This window comes from Curtobacterium sp. VKM Ac-2922, assembly GCF_022815645.1.
In the GTDB taxonomy this organism is placed as follows: Bacteria; Actinomycetota; Actinomycetes; order Actinomycetales; family Microbacteriaceae; genus Curtobacterium.
This window is the reverse complement of the sequence record NZ_JALGRO010000004.1, coordinates 207,580-226,995: the sequence shown is the minus strand read 5'-3', so window position 1 is coordinate 226,995 and position 19,416 is coordinate 207,580. Positions and strand designations below refer to the sequence as shown.

20 protein-coding genes and 1 pseudogene are annotated in these 19,416 nt (G+C 70.4%); 4 read left to right on the top strand and 17 right to left on the bottom strand.

Annotation, left to right across the window (positions count from 1 at the left end):
* Window positions 1-14: 14 nt before the first annotated feature.
* The 3 genes and pseudogenes from nusB to MT346_RS06580 all read right to left on the bottom strand — a co-directional run.
* Window positions 15-422: pseudogene (gene nusB / locus MT346_RS06590) on the bottom strand (transcription antitermination factor NusB); the annotation flags it as partial.
* Window positions 419-982 carry an elongation factor P gene (gene efp / locus MT346_RS06585; RefSeq protein ID WP_243562015.1) on the bottom strand — a complete coding sequence of 188 codons (564 nt, stop codon included), beginning with the start codon at window positions 980-982 and terminating at the stop codon, window positions 419-421. The gene efp and the pseudogene nusB, both read right to left, overlap by 4 nt.
* A gap of 78 nt (window positions 983-1,060) precedes the next feature.
* Window positions 1,061-2,752 carry an AarF/ABC1/UbiB kinase family protein gene (locus tag MT346_RS06580; RefSeq protein WP_243562014.1) on the bottom strand — a complete coding sequence of 564 codons (1,692 nt, stop codon included), beginning with the start codon at window positions 2,750-2,752 and terminating at the stop codon, window positions 1,061-1,063.
* A 129-nt stretch (window positions 2,753-2,881) separates the two neighbouring features.
* Between MT346_RS06580 and MT346_RS06575 the strand changes: the two genes are divergently transcribed.
* Both MT346_RS06575 and MT346_RS06570 read left to right on the top strand, forming a co-directional pair.
* Window positions 2,882-3,196, top strand: a complete 315-nt coding sequence (locus MT346_RS06575) for a hypothetical protein (protein ID WP_243562013.1) — start codon at window positions 2,882-2,884, stop codon at window positions 3,194-3,196.
* Window positions 3,196-3,390: a hypothetical protein gene (locus MT346_RS06570; RefSeq protein ID WP_243562012.1), complete on the top strand. Its 195-nt coding sequence runs from the start codon at window positions 3,196-3,198 to the stop codon at window positions 3,388-3,390. The genes MT346_RS06575 and MT346_RS06570 overlap by 1 nt, the downstream gene beginning before the upstream one ends.
* A gap of 6 nt (window positions 3,391-3,396) precedes the next feature.
* Here MT346_RS06570 and aroB read toward each other — a convergent pair whose 3' ends face one another.
* The 9 genes from aroB to MT346_RS06525 form a co-directional block, all read right to left on the bottom strand.
* A complete protein-coding gene (gene aroB / locus MT346_RS06565) occupies window positions 3,397-4,494 on the bottom strand; it encodes a 3-dehydroquinate synthase (RefSeq protein WP_243562011.1) in 1,098 nt (365 codons plus the stop codon).
* Window positions 4,495-4,511: 17 nt separating this feature from the next.
* Complete coding sequence (locus tag MT346_RS06560) at window positions 4,512-5,033, bottom strand: shikimate kinase (protein WP_374202515.1); 522 nt, start codon at window positions 5,031-5,033, stop codon at window positions 4,512-4,514.
* Window positions 5,027-6,247: a chorismate synthase gene (gene aroC, locus MT346_RS06555; RefSeq protein WP_243562010.1), complete on the bottom strand. Its 1,221-nt coding sequence runs from the start codon at window positions 6,245-6,247 to the stop codon at window positions 5,027-5,029. Before aroC ends, MT346_RS06560 begins: the two co-directional genes overlap by 7 nt.
* Before the next feature lie 55 nt (window positions 6,248-6,302).
* The gene (mltG, locus tag MT346_RS06550) at window positions 6,303-7,796 is read right to left on the bottom strand and encodes an endolytic transglycosylase MltG (RefSeq protein ID WP_243562009.1); all 1,494 of its coding nucleotides are present in this window, start codon (window positions 7,794-7,796) and stop codon (window positions 6,303-6,305) included.
* Window positions 7,797-7,837: 41 nt separating this feature from the next.
* Complete coding sequence (ruvX, locus tag MT346_RS06545; protein WP_243562008.1) at window positions 7,838-8,311, bottom strand: Holliday junction resolvase RuvX; 474 nt, start codon at window positions 8,309-8,311, stop codon at window positions 7,838-7,840.
* Between the two features lie 8 nt (window positions 8,312-8,319).
* Complete coding sequence (gene alaS, locus MT346_RS06540; RefSeq protein ID WP_243562007.1) at window positions 8,320-10,977, bottom strand: alanine--tRNA ligase; 2,658 nt, start codon at window positions 10,975-10,977, stop codon at window positions 8,320-8,322.
* Between the two features lie 40 nt (window positions 10,978-11,017).
* On the bottom strand, window positions 11,018-11,200 hold the full coding sequence (locus MT346_RS06535) for a hypothetical protein (protein WP_243562006.1): 183 nt from the start codon (window positions 11,198-11,200) through the stop codon (window positions 11,018-11,020).
* 132 nt (window positions 11,201-11,332) lie between these two features.
* Entirely contained in the window at window positions 11,333-11,962 is a 630-nt protein-coding gene (gene rpsD / locus MT346_RS06530) for a 30S ribosomal protein S4 (RefSeq protein ID WP_071300659.1), read from the bottom strand.
* A 251-nt stretch (window positions 11,963-12,213) separates the two neighbouring features.
* A complete protein-coding gene (locus MT346_RS06525; protein WP_243562130.1) occupies window positions 12,214-13,695 on the bottom strand; it encodes a replication-associated recombination protein A in 1,482 nt (493 codons plus the stop codon).
* 123 nt (window positions 13,696-13,818) lie between these two features.
* Here MT346_RS06525 and MT346_RS06520 point away from each other — a divergent pair, with 123 nt between their 5' ends.
* Window positions 13,819-14,631 (top strand): peptidylprolyl isomerase, encoded by an 813-nt coding sequence (locus tag MT346_RS06520; RefSeq protein ID WP_243562005.1) that lies wholly within the window; start codon window positions 13,819-13,821, stop codon window positions 14,629-14,631.
* 128 nt (window positions 14,632-14,759) lie between these two features.
* Entirely contained in the window at window positions 14,760-15,992 is a 1,233-nt protein-coding gene (locus tag MT346_RS06515) for a DUF349 domain-containing protein (protein ID WP_243562004.1), read from the top strand.
* A 69-nt stretch (window positions 15,993-16,061) separates the two neighbouring features.
* Here MT346_RS06515 and MT346_RS06510 read toward each other — a convergent pair whose 3' ends face one another.
* From MT346_RS06510 to MT346_RS06490, 5 genes are read right to left on the bottom strand one after another with little or no spacing between them, the layout of a single operon-like run.
* Window positions 16,062-17,024 carry a bifunctional riboflavin kinase/FAD synthetase gene (locus MT346_RS06510; RefSeq protein ID WP_243562003.1) on the bottom strand — a complete coding sequence of 321 codons (963 nt, stop codon included), beginning with the start codon at window positions 17,022-17,024 and terminating at the stop codon, window positions 16,062-16,064.
* 13 nt (window positions 17,025-17,037) lie between these two features.
* The gene (locus MT346_RS06505) at window positions 17,038-17,484 is read right to left on the bottom strand and encodes a hypothetical protein (protein WP_243562002.1); all 447 of its coding nucleotides are present in this window, start codon (window positions 17,482-17,484) and stop codon (window positions 17,038-17,040) included.
* 46 nt (window positions 17,485-17,530) lie between these two features.
* A complete protein-coding gene (locus tag MT346_RS06500; RefSeq protein ID WP_243562001.1) occupies window positions 17,531-17,896 on the bottom strand; it encodes a hypothetical protein in 366 nt (121 codons plus the stop codon).
* Entirely contained in the window at window positions 17,893-18,831 is a 939-nt protein-coding gene (truB, locus tag MT346_RS06495; protein ID WP_243562000.1) for a tRNA pseudouridine(55) synthase TruB, read from the bottom strand. Before truB ends, MT346_RS06500 begins: the two co-directional genes overlap by 4 nt.
* A gap of 49 nt (window positions 18,832-18,880) precedes the next feature.
* On the bottom strand, window positions 18,881-19,327 hold the full coding sequence (locus MT346_RS06490) for a hypothetical protein (protein ID WP_243561999.1): 447 nt from the start codon (window positions 19,325-19,327) through the stop codon (window positions 18,881-18,883).
* Window positions 19,328-19,416 lie beyond the last annotated feature (89 nt).

Sequence of the window (19,416 nt, the reverse complement as noted above, 5' to 3'; positions counted from 1 at the left end):
CCGCCGGCACGCTCTCGCCCGCCCGCGACGGCGCCGAGCACGCCGTTGACGAACCCGGCGGATTCTTCGGTCGACAGCGACTGGGCCAGCTCGACCGCCTCGGAGATCGCCACGGCGTCGGGGACCTCCGCGTTGAACCGGAGCTCCCACACGCCCATGCGCAGGATGCACCGGTCGAGCACCGGCATGCGCGGGATCGACCAGCCCTGGGCGTGGTCCACGATGACGGCGTCGATCTCGGCACGGGCCTCGTCGATGCCGGTCACGACCTGTCGGGCGTAGTCCCAGCTGGACGCACGCTCGGGCTGGTCGAGGTGGCGGACCGTCTCGGTCGCCAGGACGTCGGCGATCGGCAGCTCACGCACCTCGGCCACGTAGAGCATGTCGAGCGCGCGCTTGCGGGCCTTGGAACGAGCGCTCATTCGTTGACGCGGCCCAGGTAGTTGCCGTCACGCGTGTCGATCTTCACCTTGGTGTCGGTCTCCAGGTACAGCGGGACCTGGATCTGGTAGCCGGTGGCCTTGATCGTCGCGGGCTTCGTGCCACCCGACGAACGGTCGCCCTGCAGACCCGGCTCGGTCTCGATCTCGGTGACGATCGACGTCGGCAGCTCGACGTACAGCGGGTTGCCCTCGTTCATCGCGATGGTGACCATCGCGGACTCGAGCAGGAAGTTCTTGGCGTCGCCGACGACCGTCGCGGGGACCGGGATCTGGTCGTAGGTGTCGGTGTCCATGAACACGTACGAGTCGCCGTCCTCGTAGAGGAACTGGTAGTCGCGGCGGTCCACCGTGGCGGTCTCGATCTTGGCACCGGCGTTGAAGGTGCGGTCGACGACCTTGCCGGAGACGACGTTCTTCAGCTTGGTGCGGACGAACGCACCACCCTTGCCGGGCTTGACGTGCTGGAACTCGACGACCGACCAGAGCTGCCGTTCGATGATGAGAACTGCGCCGTTCTTGATGTCAGTGGTACTGGCCATGGGTGTCGATGTCCAATTCGTGTTGAGGAATGAAGGTGTGCGGGCCGCCGGGGCCCCGGACGAGTGTAGCCGACCGTGTCAGTCGCGCCGTCGAGCCCGCCAGGCGTCGATCGCTGCCCACCCGAGCAGCACGACCGTCGCGCCGCCGAGCAGTCCGCCCGCTGCCGCCGTGCTGAGCACCGCGGCAGGACGACTCGGCATCGTCAGGTAGACGAGCGACAGGATCCCCGCGCCGGAGCCGAGCAGGACGAGCAGGATCCGCCGGATCATGCCCGAGACCGTCCGTCGGTCGCGCTGGTCGGCGAGCAGTCGGATGTTCACCGACAGGCGGTTCTGCTCGATCGCTTCGCCGATGCGGTCGACTCGTCGTGGCAGACGGCGCACCGTCGACACCAGGCCGAACAGCTCGCGCGCGGCGATGCCCCCCAGGACGTTCGGCCGCAGCTGGTCGCGGATCTGCTCGGTCGCCAGGTTGCGCGACTCGTCGAGCAGGTCGAACGACGGCAGCAGCGTGCGGAGCGTGCCCTCGAAGATGGCCAGTGCGCGAGCGGCGGCGACGAAGTCCGGCGGGGGCTTCAGGCGGTAGCGGCCGAACACCTCGACCGCGTCGTCGACGGTCTGCACACCGATGCGGGCGCCCGGGCCGAGCTCGTCCGCGACGAACCGTGCGATGTCACGGCGGAAGTCGGCTTCGTCCTCGGCGCGTCGCACCGGCGCCATGCGCAGCACGGCGTCCGCGATGCGTGTGGTGTCGTTCTGGATGTAGGCCGCGACGAGCTCCTGTACGACGTCGCGCAGGGTCGGGTCGAGTCGTCCCACAGAACCGAAGTCGATGAGCGCGGGTCGGCCGTCGGGCAGCAGCAGGACGTTCCCCGGGTGCAGGTCGCCGTGGTAGATCCCGTCGAACACGACCTGCCGCAGGAACACCCGCAGGATGGCCCGCATCGGTCCGTCCAGGTCGCGGTCGGCCCGGGACGCGCGGATCGCGCTCAGCGTGTCGCCCTCCAGGAACTCCATCACGAGCACCCGACGCCCGGACAGCTCGGGGTAGGACCCGGGGAACCGGACCTCGTCCGGACGGGCACTGCGTTCCTGGGCCGCGCGCAGGGTCTCGAGGTTCCGCAGCTCGGACCGGAAGTCCACCTGCCGGATCAGGTCGTCGGCGTACTGCTGCGCGACGTCCCGCACGCCCACCTGTCGGGCCTCGGCCGAGGTGCGCGCCATGAACGTGACCACCCGCAACGCGATGTCGACGTCACGACGGACGGCGTCGTCGATGCCCGGACGCTGCACCTTGACCGCGACCGCCGTGCCGTCGTGCAGCCGTGCCCGGTGGACCTGCGCGATGGACGCCGCGGCGACGGGCGTCGTGTCGAAGGACTGGAAGAGCTCGTCGACGGGCGCGTGCAGCTCGTTGGCCAGGAGTTCGGCGACCTCGGCCGGGTCGGCCGGCGTGACGCCTTCCTGCAACGAGGCCAGACCGTCGGTCCACTCGTCGGGAAGCAGGTCGTCCCGCGTGGACAGCAGCTGCCCCATCTTGACGAACCCGCCCCCGGCTTCCTCGAGCGCCAGCCGCAGGTGTTCGGCCTGGCTGCGACGCTCGTCGGAGGTCTCCGGGTCGCGCGTGAAGTCGAGTCGGCGGAAGGGCACGAGGCCATGTCGGCGGGCGATGGACAGCAGTTCGGCGAAGCGGCGCGCGCGGGTCCGGAGGGTTCCTGCGTCGACGGCCTGTCCGCCGCCGAGGTCGCTCAGGCGGGGAGGAGTGGGCACCGGTCCAGCATGCTCCCCTGGCCTGGGGTTCTGCAGACGACTCCTCCACAGGCCGGGAGGCCCGGCTCGTCACACACAGGCGGGCCCTGCCCCGGCAGGTGGGCGCCTCCACCGCAGCAGGCTGGTCCCATGGACACAGCACTCATCGCCGCCGTCGTCGCCGCAGCGGCGTCGATCGCGGCCGCCGTCGTCAGCTGGTTCGGCGCGTTCCAGGCTCGTCGTGCGACAGACCGGGACCACGCGTGGAAACGGCTCACCTGGGCGATCCGCGCGACGCGGAACCAGGCGGAGTACGACATCTCGAGAACTGTGTTGCAGCGCCTGATCGACGTACCGTGGGCGCCCAAGCCGGACCAGGAACTCGCACGTCGAGCGCTTCGTCGGCACGTACTCGACGACGACCGACCGGGCCACCATCCCGCACACGACACCGAGGACACCTGATGCCGCTGTTCGCCCCACTCCCCGACCGCCCGCGGTTCGACGTCCACGGCACCGAAGAAGACGACAAAGTGCTCGATGCCTGGCAGGAAGGAGCGACCCTCGACGAATGGAACGAGTACGACCGCACGGGCGTCCTCACCGTGTCGATGCGGGTCAAGTGGTGGTGGCGCCGGACACTGCGGGTGCTGCGGTAGGCAGGGCTAGACACCGACCTCCTGGTATGCGGTGAACAGCAGGTGGTCCTCGGGCCCCTCGAGCGTCACGGGCTTGCCGACCCCGTCCAGCACGATGAACCGCAGCATGCCGGCGCGGGCCTTCTTGTCGCGCCGCATCGTCGCCAGCAGCGACTGCCAGCGCCCGAGGGGGTACGTCGTCGGCAGGGACAGCGAGTCGAGGATCGCGCGGTGCCGGTCCACGGTGGCGTCGTCCAGATGTCCGGTCAGTCGGGCGAGCTCGGCGGCGAAGACCATGCCCACCGACACGGCCGCCCCGTGCCTCCACTGGTAGCGCTCAGCGTGCTCGATCGCGTGCCCCAGGGTGTGCCCGTAGTTCAGGACCTCGCGGCGGCCCTGCTCGGTGAAGTCGTCGGACACCACCTGGGCCTTGAGCTCGATCGCGAGCTCGACGACCCGTCGGAACTCCGGCGTGGTCGGGTCCGTCGCACGCTCGACGTCGGCCTCGATGACGTCGAGGATCTCGGGGCCGGCGATGAACCCGGCCTTGACGATCTCGGCGAAGCCCGTCAGCACGTCGTTGCGCGGCAGCGACCGGACCAGGTCCAGGTCCGCGACGACCGCACGGGGGGCCCAGAAGGCGCCGACCAGGTTCTTGCCCTCGTTCGTGTTGATGCCGGTCTTGCCACCGACGCTGGCGTCCACCATGCCGAGCACGCTCGTCGGGATCGCGACGTACGGCACCCCGCGCAGCCAGGTCGCCGCCACGAAGCCGGCCAGGTCGGTGACGGCCCCGCCGCCGAGCCCGATGACGGCGTCGGTGCGCGTGAAGTCCGACTGCCCCATCACCTGCCAGCAGAACGCGGCGACCTCGACCCGCTTGGCCGCTTCGGCATCGGGGACCTCGGCGATGAGCGCCTGGAGGCCGGCGTCCACCAGCAGCACGCGCAGCTGTTCGGCGCGCGCGCCGAGCGTCGGGGCGTGCACGATGAGCACCTTGGCGACCCGCGGGCCGAGCAACGCCGGCACGGAGCCGAGCAGCCCGTTGCCGACCGCGACGACGTAGCCGTCGTCGCCGCCGACGCGGATCTCGGTGGTGCCCTCGGGCAGGGTCGACTCGGTCACGGTGCTCCTCGTGGTGTTCAGTGTGCGGACTGCAGCCAGCGCAGGACGTCGTCGACGACGTGCGACATCGGCCGCCGCGAGGTGTCCACGACGGTGTGCGCGAGTGCTGCGTAGGTGGCGGCGCGTTCGTCCATGATGGTCTGCCAGGCGTCGATGCCGCCGGACGCCAGCAGCGGTCGGTCGGATCCGTTGATGCGCTCGGCGACGGCCTCGGGTGAGACGGTCAGCAGGACGATGCGTGCTCCGGTCAGGGCGTCCCGGGTGGCGGCGTGCGTGACCGCTCCCCCGCCGACGGCGATCACGCCACCGGTCGCCAGGGCCTTGCGCACCGCCTCGGCCTCGAGCTGCCGGAACGCGGGTTCACCGCGACCGGCGAAGATCGCCGGGATCGGGCCGTGCTCGCGCACGATGACGCGGTCGGTGTCCGTGAACGGCACACCGAGTCGCCGCGCGACGCGCTTGCCGACGGTCGACTTGCCCGCCCCCATCGGTCCGATGAGCACGACGGGCGCCGCGGCCGGTTCGGCGACGTTCACCAGGCCGTGGAGTGTGCTGCCGGCTCGGTGCGACGGGAGCGCAGGGTCTCCGGGATCGAAGCCAGGTAGGACTCGAGGTTGCAATTGGTCTCGGCGACGTTGTCTCCGCCGAACTTCTCGAGCACGGCGTCGGCGAGCGTGAGCGCGACCATGGCCTCGGCGACGACGCCGGACGCCGGCACGGCGCAGACGTCCGAGCGCTGGTGGTGCGCCGACGCGTCTTCGCCGGTGGCGACGTCGATGGTGTGCAGGGCGTGCGGGATGGTCGCGATCGGCTTCATCGCGGCGCGCACGCGCAGCACGGTTCCGGTCGACATGCCGCCCTCGGTCCCGCCCGCACGGTCGCTCGTCCGGATGATCTCGCCGTCCTCGCGGTACAGCTCGTCGTGCGCTTCGGAGCCCCGGCGACCGGCGGTCTGGAAGCCGTCGCCGACCTCGACGCCCTTGATCGCCTGGATCCCCATGATCGCCGCTGCGAGTCGTGCGTCGAGACGGCGGTCCCAGTGCACGTGCGAGCCGAGCCCGGGCGGGACGCCGTAGAACAGGACCTCGACCACACCACCCAGGGTGTCGCCGTCCTTCTTGGCTGCTTCGACCTCGGTCACCATGCGCGCCGAGGTGTCGGCGTCGAAGCACCGCAGCTGGTCCTCGTCGAGCCGGTCGACGTCGTCGGGCTGCGGCAGCGCCGTGCCGTCCGGAACCCGGACCGTACCGACCTGCAGCGTGTGCGCGACCGACCGCATGCCGAGCTCGGCAAGGAACGCCTTGGCGACGGCGCCGAGGGCGACGCGCGCGGCGGTCTCGCGAGCCGACGCACGCTCGAGGATCGGACGGGCCTCGTCGAAGCCGTACTTCTGCATGCCGACCAGGTCGGCGTGGCCCGGGCGTGGCCGGGTCAGCGGGGCACTGCGGCCGCGCGACAGCTCTGTCTCCTCGACGGGCTCGGGGTTCATCACCTCGACCCACTTGGGCCACTCGGTGTTGCCGATGCGGATCGCGATCGGGCTGCCCAGGGAGTAGCCGTGGCGGACGCCGCCGGACACGTGCAGTTCGTCCTGCTCGAACTTCATGCGGGAGCCGCGACCGTACCCGAGCTTGCGCCGTGCGAGATCGGTGCGGATGGACTCGAACGACACGGGGACGCCGGCCGGCAGGCCCTCGAGCATCGCGATCAGTTCGGGTCCGTGGGACTCACCTGCGGTCAACCAACGAAGCATGGTCCCATCCTCCCACAGGCGTCGTGCGTGCGACGCCTGTGGGAGGAGCGGCCGCCTACTGGTAGGACGGGTGCGCGCGGAGCCAGGCCTGGAACTGCTTGACGGCGTCCTGGTGCTGCGCGTAGGTGTCCGAGAACACCGTCTCCCCGGATTCCAGGTCGACCGTCACGAAGTACAGCCAGTTGCCCGTCGCCGGCTGGGTGACGGCCTTGATCGCGATGTCGCCCGGGTTCGAGATCGGCCCCGGGGGCAGACCGTCGTGCACGTAGGTGTTGTACTTGTTGGACGCGTCCTGGCGCTCGGCGTCGGTGGTCGTCACCCGGTGCGTGTTGCCGGTGCCGTACGCCACCGTGGCGTCCGACTGCAGCTTCATGCCCTGGTCGAGACGGTTCTGGAACACCCGCGCGACCTTCGGGTAGTCCGCCGCCAGGCCGGCTTCCTTCTGCACGAGCGACGCGAACACGATGACGTGCTCCTGGTCCGCTTCCGCGACGCCGGCGTCCTTCAGGTGCTGCTTCATGGTGTCGACCATCGACTGGAAGTACTGCTTGGCCGTCCAGCCCGGGTTGATCGGGTACGTGGCGGGGAACAACCAGCCCTCGAGCGACGTGACACCGCTCGGCAGTCCGTACGCCGACACGTCCTGGGCCGCCGCCGAGACCTGCGCCTGGGACAGCCCGGCCTTCGAGACCATGCCGGCCTCGATGTCCTTGAGCACCGTTCCCTCGGGGATGACGATCGAGGCGGTGACCTTGTTGGCCTTGTCCTGCAGTGCGGCAAGGGCGGCCTTGGAGCTCATGTGCTTCTTGAGCGCGTACGAACCGGGCTGGAACTGCACGTCGCTCGACGTCAGCAGCAGCTTGTAGAACGCGGTCGAGGTCTTCACGACACCGCTGCGCTGCAGGGTCTTGGCGACGTCCTCGCCGATGTCACCCTGCTTGATCGTGATCGTCACCTTCGACGTACCCGACCCGGTGTAGTCGTCCGACTCCTGCGCACCGGTGATCGCCCCGATCAACCCCTGCACCTTCGGCGCGGCGAACACGTAGGCACCGATGCCGGCCGCGATCACGACGGCGACGATGACGATCCCGGCGATGAGTCCGCCGCGCGAGCGTCGGCGCGGCTCACGTGACGGTCGGGAGGATCCCCCGCCGCCGCCACGGCGCCCACGTCCGCCGCCTCCCGCGGCGCCACCGCCGTCGGCCGGCCCGCCACCGGCGGGCGCGTCCTGCAGGAGCGCGTGCACCTCGGGGTGGAGCTCGTCGGCGGAGCGGGCGACGGGCGCGTCAGCGGGACTGGCCGGTGCCGTGCGGGCCGGACGGTCCGCGCTGTCCTGCGCCGTGGACCCGGGTACCGGGGCCGACGCTGCAGCCCGAGCACGGGCCTCCCGTCGGGAGAGTGGCTGGACGGCCGCTCCGTCGTCCGCCGGGGTGGTCGGGGACCGGTCGTCGTGGTCGTCGGATCTGCCGTCGACAGCGCGCTTGCCCTGTCGTTCGGCGTCGTTGCCGGAGGCGATGATCGCGTTCCAGTCCAGGTCGTCTGCCAACGGTCCTCGGTCTCTTCGGTGCGGACTCCGCGGCGGCTCCGTCACTTCGGTGATGACGGGAGGGCAGCCTGCTCGGGGAGCGTGGCCCCGGGAGGGGCACCTGACGAACGCTCGTGGTCGAGCGCATGTTGCAGAATGATAACAGCGGCCGCTTGGTCGATCACGGCACGGGAGTTCTTCGTGTTCCGGCCGGCCTGGTGCAGGCCACGCTGGGCCGTCACCGTCGACATCCGCTCGTCGACGAGCCGCACCGGCCGGTGCGCGGCCAGACGTGCGGCGAAGTCGCGGGCATCGGTGGTCGACGCGGTGTCGCCCCCCGACATCGACAACGGCAGCCCCACCACCAGCTCGAGTGCGTCGTACTCGTCCGCGATCGCCAGGATGCGCCGGATGTCGGTCTTGCCGTCGCGCCGGACGGTCTCGACCGGTGTGGCGATCAGACCGTCGCGGTCACACACCGCGACGCCGATCCGGGCGCGCCCGACGTCCACGCCGAGGCGACGCCCGGATCGCATGGTCACCGTCAGCCCGCGAGCCGCGCGGTGACGGCACCGAGCGCAGCCGGCAGTGCCGCCGCGTCCGTCCCACCACCCTGGGCCAAGTCGGGCTTGCCGCCACCGCCGCCGCCAAGGACCCCGGCGGCTTCCTTCGCGAGCGGACCGGCCTTGACGCCGGCAGCGCGTGCGGCGTCGTTCGTCGCGACGATGACCGCCGGCTTGCCGTTGACGACCGCGCCGAGCACGACCACGGCGGCAGCGTCACCGAGCTGGGCACGCACGCCGGTCGCGAGCGCACGCAGGTCGTCGGCGGACTGCAGCCCGTCGACCGACTCGGCGACGACCGTGGTGCTGCCGATCGTCGTCGCGAGACGCGCGATGGCGGGCACGCGCTGCTGCAGGTTCGCCGACTCGAACTCGGCCACGCGCTTCTGTGCGACGCGCAGGTCCTCCATCAGGGACTGCACGCGCGCGGGCAGGTCGTTCCGCGGGGCCTTCAGCGCGCTGGACAGCTGCGAGACGATCGTGCGCTCGACCGCCAGCTCGCGGAAGCCCTCGAGGCCGACCAGGGCCTCGACGCGGCGGTTCGTCGAGCCGACACTGGCTTCACCGACCAGGTTGACCAGGCCCACCTGTGCGCTCGAGGCGACGTGCGTGCCGCCGCAGAGTTCGCGCGACCACGGGCCGCCGATGTCGACCATGCGGACCTCGGCGCCGTACTTCTCACCGAAGAGCGCCTGCGCGCCGAGTTCCTTGGCCTGGTCGAGCGGGAGGATCCGCGTGGACACCGGCAGGTCGGAGCGGATCGCCGTGTTGACGACCTCTTCGATCTCGGAGCGCGTGTCGAGCGAGATGGGCTGGCTCCACGAGAAGTCCAGGCGCATGTAGCCGGCCTTGTTGTAGGACCCGGCCTGCAGCGCCTCGGGGCCGAGGATGTCCCGCAGCGCAGCGTTGACCAGGTGCGTGGCAGAGTGGGCCTGGGTCGCACCGCGGCGGTACTCGGCATCGACCACCGTGGTGGCAGCGTCACCGACACCGACCTCGCCCGAACGGACCTGGACGGTGTGGCTCCAGAGACCGGACACCGGACGCTGGACGTCCAGCACCTCGAGGTCGAAGCCGTTGCCGACGATCGAGCCCTGGTCGGCATCCTGCCCGCCGGACTCGGCGTAGAGCGCGGTCTCGCTGAGGATCACCTCGGCGATGTCACCGGCCACCGCGCGGTCGACGCTGACACCGCCGACGATGATGCCGAGCACGTTCGACTCGGCCTGGAGCTGGTCGTACCCCAGGAAGGTCGTCTCGCCCGCAGCACGGAACGCGCTGTAGACGCTGAGGTCTGCCAGCGCCGTCTTCTTGCTCTTGGCGTCGGCCTTGGCACGGGCGCGCTGCTCGGACATGAGCGTGTCGAACGCGCCACGGTCGACGTGGACCCCGGCTTCTTCCGCCATCTCCATGGTCAGGTCGATGGGGAACCCGAACGTGTCGTGCAGCAGGAACGCGGTGTCGCCACCGATCGCGGGCTGGTTGTCCTGCTTGGCGCGGTCGACCGCGACGTCGAGGATCGTGGTGCCCTGCGCCAGGGTGCGCAGGAAGGTCTCTTCTTCGGCGTAGGCGATGCGCGCGATGCGGTCGTAGTCGGACGCGACCTCGGGGTAAGCGTCGCGCATGGCGTCGCGCGACGCCGGGAACAGCCGGGGGAAGGTCGCCGTCTCGACACCGAGCAGCCGCATGGCGCGAACCGTGCGGCGCAGCAGGCGACGGAGGATGTAGCCGCGGCCCTCGTTCGACGGCGAGACACCGTCGGCGATGAGCATCAGCGACGAGCGGACGTGGTCGGCGATGACGCGCATGCGGACGTCGTCCTCGTGCACCGCGCCGTACTGCCGACCGGACACCGCGGCGGCTTCGTCGAGCACCGGACGGACCTGGTCGATCTCGTACATGTTGTCGACGCCCTGCTTGATGAACGCGACGCGCTCGAGCCCCATGCCGGTGTCGATGTTCTTGTTCGGCAGCTCGCCGGTGATCTCGAAGTCGTACTTCGAACGGACGTCGGCGATCTGGTACTGCATGAACACGAGGTTCCAGATCTCGACGTAGCGGTCGTCGTCGGTCGCCGGACCACCGTCGATGCCGTAGGCGGGCCCGCGGTCGAAGAAGATCTCCGAGCAGGGGCCGGCCGGGCCGGGCTGCCCCGTCGACCAGTAGTTCGTGTCCTTGCCGAGGCGCTGGATGCGCTCGTCGGGCAACGACGAGTGCTGCTTCCAGAAGGCGATCGCCTCGTCGTCGTCCTCGTACACCGTGACCCACAGGTCGTCGGGCGAGAAGCCGAGCCCACCGTCGGACTCGGCGCCCGTGAGGAACTCCCAGGCGTACTGGATCGCCTGTTCCTTGAAGTAGTCCCCGAACGAGAAGTTGCCGTTCATCTGGAAGAACGTGCCGTGCCGCGGGGTCTTGCCGACCTCTTCGATGTCGTTCGTGCGGATGCACTTCTGCACGCTGGTCGCCCGCGGGTAGGGCGCCGGCACGAGACCGGTCAGGTACGGGATGAACGGCACCATGCCCGCGACGGTGAACAGCAGCGACGGGTCGTCCGAGACGAGCGAGGCGGACGGGACGACGGTGTGGCCTCGGTCACCGAAGTACTGGAGCCAACGGCGGCGGATCTCTGCGGTCTGCATGGTGCTTCCTGGGGACGAGAGGGCGGGACTGGAGGACGTGTCAGACGTCGGTGCGGAGCTCGGCTTCACGGGAGCGGTACCCGTCGGCCACGGCACTGCGGAACGCGGTCGTGCGGGCGTCGACCTCGGCGAAGAACGTCGCGCCGACCGAGGTCCTGCTGACACGGTGCGCGACGAGGAACCCGATGACGACGCCGACGACGACGAAGAACAGCTGCTTCACGGTGCCTCCCTCCAGCGCACGCCGAGGCGCGCGTCCGACCAGCCTAGTCGCCGCTCCGGGAACGCCGAACGGCGGGCCGTCCGTTGTGGACGACCCGCCGTTCAGGTTGGGCTGTGGATCAGCTGGAGCCGATCAGCGAGCCGCGTAGTACTCGACGACGAGCTGCACTTCACAGGTCACGGGGACCTCGGCGCGCTTCGGACGACGCACCAGGCGGGCCTGGAGCTTGTCGATCTCGACCTCGAGGTAGCCCGGCACCTTCGGGAGGACTTCCTGGTGGCCACCGGCAGCGGCGACCTGGAAGGGCTCGAGCGACTCGGAGCGCTGCTTGACGTGGATCAGCTGGCCCTCCTTGACGCGGAAGGAGGGACGGTCGACGAGCTTGCCGTCGACCAGGATGTGACGGTGCACGATCAGCTGACGGGCCTGCGAGGTGGTGCGGGCGAACCCGGCACGCAACACGAGGGCGTCGAGGCGCTGCTCGAGCAGCTCGACCAGGTTCTCACCGGTCAGGCCGTTCGTCTTGCGGGCCTCTTCGAAGACGATGCGGAGCTGCTTCTCGCGGATGCCGTACTGGGCGCGCAGACGCTGCTTCTCACGGAGGCGGACGGCGTAGTCGCTGTCCGCACGACGGCGCGTACGGCCGTGCTCACCGGGCCCGTAGGGGCGCTTCTCGAGGTACCGGGCTGCCTTCGGCGTCAGCGGGATGCCGAGCGCGCGAGACAGGCGGGTCTTGCTGCGGGTACGTGACTTGGTAGACACAGGGTCCTTTTCTCTGTACGAACTGAACTGAACACGGGTCTCGGCACGCGCACGTGCCGACGAACCCCGTGAAGGGATCCAGAGGGATGAGCCTGTGGGATCGGACGGCTACAGTCCGAACCTCTGCCCCCGTGCCGTCAGCGGACCGTTGGGTCCTGACGACACTCTGTCCCCGACGCAGCCGCACGCGGGAACCAGGACGTAGGCCCGTCAACGATAGCAGGCTCTGGGCGCGTGCCCAAGCAGCGCCGTCACTGTCCGCGGGTGATCTTCCGGAGACGGTCGAGCCGCGGGCCGACCTCGCGCTCGTAGCCGTTGGTGGTCGGCGTGTAGTACTCGGTGCCCACGAGCGCGTCCGGCAGGTACTGCTGCTCGGCGACCCCGTGCTCGGCGTCGTGCGAGTAGACGTAGCCCTTGCCGTGCCCCAGACGCTTCGCGCCGGCGTAGTGGGCGTCCCGCAGGTGGTTCGGCACGACGCCCATCCGACCGGCCTTGACGTCCGCCATCGCCTGGTTGACGCCGTTGTACGCCGCGTTCGACTTCGGCGCGGTGGCCAGGTAGACCACGGCCTCGGCGAGCGGGATCCGCCCCTCGGGCATGCCGATCAGCTGGACCGCCTGGGCCGCCGCGACGGCGATGGGCAGGGCCTGCGGGTCGGCCATCCCGATGTCCTCGGACGCCGAGATGATGATCCGGCGGGCGATGAAGCGTGAGTCCTCGCCGGCCTCGATCATGCGCGCCAGGTAGTGCAGGGCAGCGTCGACGTCGCTCCCCCGAACGGACTTGATGAAGGCGCTGATCACGTCGTAGTGCTCGTCGCCCTGGCGGTCGTAGCGGAGCAGCGCCCGGTCGACCGCAGCCGCGACGGTGTCCGCGTCGATGACCGGCACCCGATCGGCGTCGGCGGCGCGGCCGTCGCCCTGGTCGTCGGCGTCGGGGTCGGCAGCGGTGTCGTCGGGGTCGGCAGCGGTGTCGTCCGCGTCCTGGTCGTCGGCGTCGGGGTCGTCGGCGTCGTCTGTGTCCTGGTCGTCGTGTCCCTGCAGCGCCCCGGCGGACGCCGCGGCGGCTTCGAGGGCGGTGAGGGCACGGCGTGCGTCACCGGACGCCAGCCGGACGATCGCCGCACGTGCTTCGTCGCCGAGCACCACCGATCCCCCGAGCCCGCGGGGGTCCTCGACCGCGCGGTCGACGAGCATGCCGAGATCGGCGTCCGTCAGGGGCTTCAGCGTCAGCAGCAGCGAGCGGGACAGCAGCGGTGAGATCACCGAGAACGAGGGGTTCTCGGTCGTCGCCGCGATGAGGATCACCCAGCCGTTCTCGACGCCCGGCAGCAGGGCGTCCTGCTGGGCCTTGCTGAACCGGTGGATCTCGTCGAGGAAGAGCACCGTGGTCGATCCGTACAGGTCGCGGTGTGTGAGGGCCTTCTCCATCACCTCGCGCACGTCCTTGACGCCGGCGGTGACCGCGGACAGTTCGACGAACTCGCGACCGGACTGCCGGGCGATCGCCTGGGCCAGGGTGGTCTTGCCGGTGCCCGGCGGCCCCCAGAGGATGACCGACACACCACCGGGGTTGTCCCGCGTGCCCGTGGCGAGCTGGACCAGCGGCGATCCACGACCGAGCAGGTGCTGCTGCCCCGCGACCTCGGCCAGGCTGGTCGGACGCATCCGGACCGCGAGCGGCACGGACCCCTGCGCCAGCCCCGCCCGACCACCCGTCGTCGGCGCGTTCATGCCCGATCGGTGCGTTGCCATGCCCTCAATCGTAGGTCCGCAGACCGACACCGGGCGGCGGGGAGGTCCGGGGTCGGTCCGCTACGCTCGGTGCACACTGCGACGAGAGGGCAGACCAGCACCGTGGCACCGAAGAACCAGGCGCGCGAGACCCGCGAGGCCCGTGAGCGTCTCCGACTGTACGAAGCACGGCAGGGCCTGCACGACCGGCAACGTCGCCGTCGTGTGCGGGACAACCTGATCGGTGTCGGCGCACTGGTCGTCGTCGCGGCCATCGCCACCGGGTCGCAGCTCGCGTTCGCGGGGTCGCACGGCTCGCCGAAGGCGGACCCCAGCGCGAGCGCGACCGCCACCCCGACTCCGTCGGCCAGTGCCACACCGGCGAACACGGGCGACGTGCCGAGCAAGACCATCGCGAAGGGCAGCACCTGGACCGGGTCGCTCACCCTGAACAAGGACGTCCGGCTCGGCATCGAGCTCGACGGCAAGGCCGCCCCGCAGGCCGCCAGCGTCGAGATCGACCTGATCCGCAAGCAGTTCTACGAGGGCACGAAGTGCCACCGGCTCGCCGACAGCGCCGACTTCGAGTTCCTGCAGTGCGGGTCGGCGAACGGCGACGGCACCGGTGACGCCGGGTTCCAGTACGGGCCGGTCGAGAACACGCCGAAGGACGACGTGTACCGCACGGGCACGATCGCGATCGCACGCAGCTCCACCACGTACTCGCAGTCCACGCAGTTCTTCATCGTGTACGGCGACACGAAGCTCGACGGCTCGACGGGCGGCTACACCGTCGTCGGCAAGGTCACCAGCGGGCTGGACGACCTGCAGCGCGAGATCACCTCGAAGGGCATCACCGACGCGGGTGACGACGGCACCGGCACCCCGAAGGTCGCCACGACCATCACCGGCGCCACGATCGAGCGCGAGCAGTAGTCCGCGCGGCCCGGCTGTCCACAGTCTCCCGACCCGCGGACCGCCGAGCCCGCTGGTGCAATAGGGTGGCCTCCTGACCGTGCCGACGGTGACGTCGGTGATGCACGACCACGATCGAGGCGAGACCTGTGGGATCTGACGAAGCAACGACCTGGGGGCGGGTCGACGATGACGGCACCGTGTACGTCCGGTACCAGGACACCGAGCGTGTCGTGGGTGAGTACCCGGACGCCACCCCCGAAGAAGCGATCGCCTACTTCGCGCGCAAGTACGCCGACCTCGAGGGGCAGGTGAAGATCGCCGAGCAGCGCGTCCAGCGCGGGGCATCGGCGAACGACGTGGCCCGCACCGTCGAGCACCTGAGCGCCCTGGTCGCCGAAGCGCGCGTCGTGGGTGACATCAAGGCGCTCGAAGACCGTGTGGCGGCACTGTCCGAGCAGCTCGGCTCGCTCACCAAGGAGCAGGAAGAGCAGGCCAAGCAGGCACTCACCGAGGCGCTCGCGTTCCGGACCGGCCTGGTCGAGGAAGCCGAGGCACTCGCAGCGGTGGACCCGGCTCGCGCGCAGTGGAAGCAGATCACCGCGCAGCTCGACGACGTGTTCGCCCGGTGGCAGCAGCACCAGCACGACGGCCCGCGCATCCCCAAGAACGACGCGAACGAGCTCTGGAAGCGGTTCCGCTCCGCGCGGTCGACCGTTGACCAGCACCGTCGTGCGTTCTACTCCGAGCTCGACGCGCAGCACCGCGACGCCCGCACCCGCAAGCAGGAACTCGTCCAGCAGGCCGAAGCCCTGGCCCCGCGCGGCTCCGACGCGATCCCGACGTACCGCCAGCTGCTCGACGACTGGAAGAACGCGGGCCGCGCCGGCAAGCGCCACGACGATGCCCTGTGGGCGCGGTTCAAGGCCGCCGGTGACGTGCTGTTCGAGCAGCGCCACGCCGAGAGCTCCGCAGAGAACGAGGAGTACTCGGCCAACCTCGAGGCCAAGCAGGCCCTCCTGACCGAAGCCGAGCCCCTGCTGCAGCAGCGCGACCGCGTCGCCGCGCGCAAGACCCTGACGGACATCCAGCGTCGCTGGGACGAGGTCGGTCGGGTCCCCCGCAACGACGTCCGTCGCATCGAGGACCGCCTGCGTGCCGTCGAGGACCACGTCCGTGGGCTCGAGGACGCCCACTGGCGCGAGTCCAACCCGGAGCGCAAGGCCCGCACGACCGGGCTCGCCAGCCAGCTCGAGGACGCGATCGGCAAGCTCGAGGCCGAGCTCGCCTCGGCGCAGGCATCGGGGGACGCGCGCAAGATCAAGGACGCCCGAGAAGCGCTCGACGCCCGCAAGATCTGGCTCGACGCACTGGGCAGCTAGCACCCACCACGCGCGACGAAGCCCCGCGTCCGGATCGGACGCGGGGCTTCGTCGTGCGTGGCAGCCGGCTCAGACCGGCGTCGGCAGCCCGAGCAGCAGCCGGATGTCCAGGTCGTCCTGCCGCATCTGTGCCGCGAGTTCGTCCATCGACGAGAACTTGACCATCCCGCGCACGTAGGACACGAACAGGACCGAGATCGTGTCGTCGTACAGGTCCAGGTCGACGTCGAGCAGGTGTGCTTCGATCTGCTTGGCCGGCACGCCTTCGAACGTGGGGTTGTTGCCGACCGACACCGCTGCCGGGTAGGTCGTGCCGTGGTGCAGCACCCGGGCGGCGTAGACCCCGTCGGCGGGCACGAACCCCTCGCACGCCGGGTCGAGGTTCGCCGTCGGGTACCCCATGGCCCGGCCGCGCTGGTTGCCGTGCACCACGGTGCTGCGGACCGCGTGCTCGCGGCCGAGCAGTCGCGCGGCCTCGGCGACGCGGCCGTCCCCCAGCAGCTCGCGGATCCACGTGGAGGACACGCGCCGTTCCCCGTCCGGGCGGACGTCGTCGATCAGGTCGACGTCGTCGATGAGCTCGACGTCGAAGCCGTGCTGCCGACCCAGGGCCCGCAGGAGCGCGACGTCACCGACGCCCTTGGCCCCGAACCGGAAGTCGCTGCCGACGAACACCAGCCGGGCGTGCAGGGTGTCGACCAGGATGCGGGACACGAACTGCTCGGGCGACCAGGACTGCAGTTCCTCGTCGAAGCGCAGCAGCAGGGTGGCGTCGACGCCGACGGCTTCGAGCAGTTCGCGCCGCTGGGCGATGCTGGTCAGGGCGGGCGGGACCTTGACGGGGTCGATGACGGTGAGCGGGTGCCGGTCGAAGGTCACGACGGTGGAGACGAGCCCCTGCCGTCGTGCGGCCTGCTCCAGGTGCGCGATGACCGCACGGTGGCCGACGTGCACGCCGTCGAACTTGCCGATGGTGACGGCACTCGGACCGAAGGCCTGGGCGACGTCCGCCACGTCTTCGTAGTACTGCATGCTGCTCCCCCGCTTACTCGCCGGCCACCGGGGCGGGCGCGGACTCGGGTGCCGGGGCGCCCGCCGTGCGGTGGTGCTTCCGCAGCCACCACAGCCCGGCGATGGGCAGGACCAGGGGTGCGAAGGCGTAGCCCATGCCGTAGTAGGACCAGATCGTCAGGTCGGGGAACAGCTGGCGGTCGAACAGGGACAGCGTGCCGATCACCAGCACCCCCGTCATCTCGAACACGATCGTGACGCAGGCCACGCGGTACCAGAACCGACCGGGCACGATCAGGGCGATCATCGCGACGATGTAGACGACCGCGGCCACGGCGCTGAGCGTGTACGAGAACGGGGCGAACGAGAACTTCTCGGCGATCTGCACGATGCTGCGACCGGTCGCCGCGAGGGCGAGGATGCCGTACACGGCGATGAGGACGCGACCGATGCCGGTCGCGAGGGAGGACTTGGTCGCCATTGCACCGATCCTACCGATCAGCGCTGACACCACCGACCGCGCCCGGTCAGTTCAGGGCGAACCAGATCTGGTACATCCGGTAGACCATCACGGCCACGGTGAACCCGCCGGCGCCGAGCACCACCGTGCTCCATCGCGTGCGGTCGATGAGCGCCCACACGATCGTCGCTGGTGGGACCAGCAGCACGGACACCGCGTACACCCAGAACTCGAGCACGTTGCCCTTCGGCGGGTTGCCGACCGCCGGGGCGACGAGCGACACCACCAGCTGGGCGATCAACAGCAGCTCGACCAGCACGAGCGACCCGACCGTGTAGTCGTTGGGCTTCCATCCGACGAAGCCGACCACCACCGCGAACAGGCCCACGACGACCGCCAGCACGAGCTGCACCCACATGAACCACTCGATCACGCCGTGGCTCCGTTCGTCGGGAAGTTGGTGATGACGCGCAGCAGCCCACGGCGCACCGAGACCAGGCCGACCAGCCGGTCGTCCCGTGCGGTGACCGCGGCCACGGGACCGTCGGTGTCCGGGTGGTCGGCGCTGATCCGCTTGCCGTCGGCCAGGTCCTTCGCGGCGATCGCGTCGAGTGCGACGACCGGGAACAGCTGCCGGGCGATGTCGGCAGGCCGGGCGAGCGCTGCATGGACGTCGACGGCCTCGTCCTCGAGGTCGATGGCGTCCGCGACCGAGAACGGCCCGACCAGGGTGCGACGGAGCGCGGTCAGGTGGGCACCGGTGCCGAGCGCGGCGCCGACGTCACGAGCGAGGGCCCGCACGTAGGTGCCGGACGTGCAGGACACGACCACGTCGAGGTCGACGACGGCGGTCTCCACACCGTCGACGGTGACGACCCGGTCGTTCCGCCCCGTGACGTCGAACTGCGACACCGTCACCGACCGCGCCGTGAGGGTGACCGCTTCACCCTTGCGAGCGAGGTCGTACGCCCGCCGTCCGTCGACCTTGATCGCACTGACGGTCGACGGGACCTGGGAGATCGGACCACGCTGTGCGGCCACCGCACGTTCGACCGCCTCGTCGGAGACGTCGGCGTCGGCGACACCGAGCGCGGCCACGGGCGTGCCGTCCGCGTCGTCGGAGTCGGTCGCGACGCCGAGCCGGATCGTGGCCGTGTAGGTCTTGTCGAGCCCCACCAGGTGGGTCAGCAGCCGGGTGGACGGACCGGCTCCGAGGAGCAGCAGTCCGGTGGCCATCGGGTCGAGTGTGCCGGCGTGCCCGATCTTCTTCAGGTCGAGGCGACGACGTGCGATCGAGACCGCCCGATGACTGGAGATCCCCTGCGGTTTGTCGACGAGGAGGATGCCGTCGGGAGCGGTTTCGAGCACCCGGCGAGCGTACCAGCGACGCCCAGGCCGCGCCGTCCGACGCGGGCGGTCAGCAGGCGTCGTTCCACTCGCGGCGCGGGTGTTCGGGGTCCGTGACGTCGAGCACCGCCGAGGCGGCGATCTTGACGTCAGCGCGACGCTCGAGCCGGCCGGTCTCCTGCTCCACCCACAGCGACCAGCGCCACAGTCCGCGCGCACCCGTCCCCAGCACCCCGTGCCCGTGGACGACGAGCACGCCCGCGCCGGCGCCCGCGCCACGGAACGGTGCGACCAGCCCGCTGCGCAGTTCGTCGACGTCGGCGGACGGAGCCGCTGCGGCCATCGCCGACACCCCGTGGGACTCGAAGCCCTGCACGAGCCCCGCGGCGACCCGTTCGAGGTCGACGCCGTCCTGCCCGTCGACGCCGATGACGGTGCGGTTGGTGCCGACCTGCGCGATCACCTCGTTCGCGATCGCGGCCATCGTGTCGGTCTCTTCGGGTGCCCAGCGTGCCATGCACCCACCGTAGGCTGTCGTGGTGAACGCGAGCGGAGCCTCCCGGCAGTCTGTGGACGACCCGTCGGGCCGGACCCAGCCGGACGGGC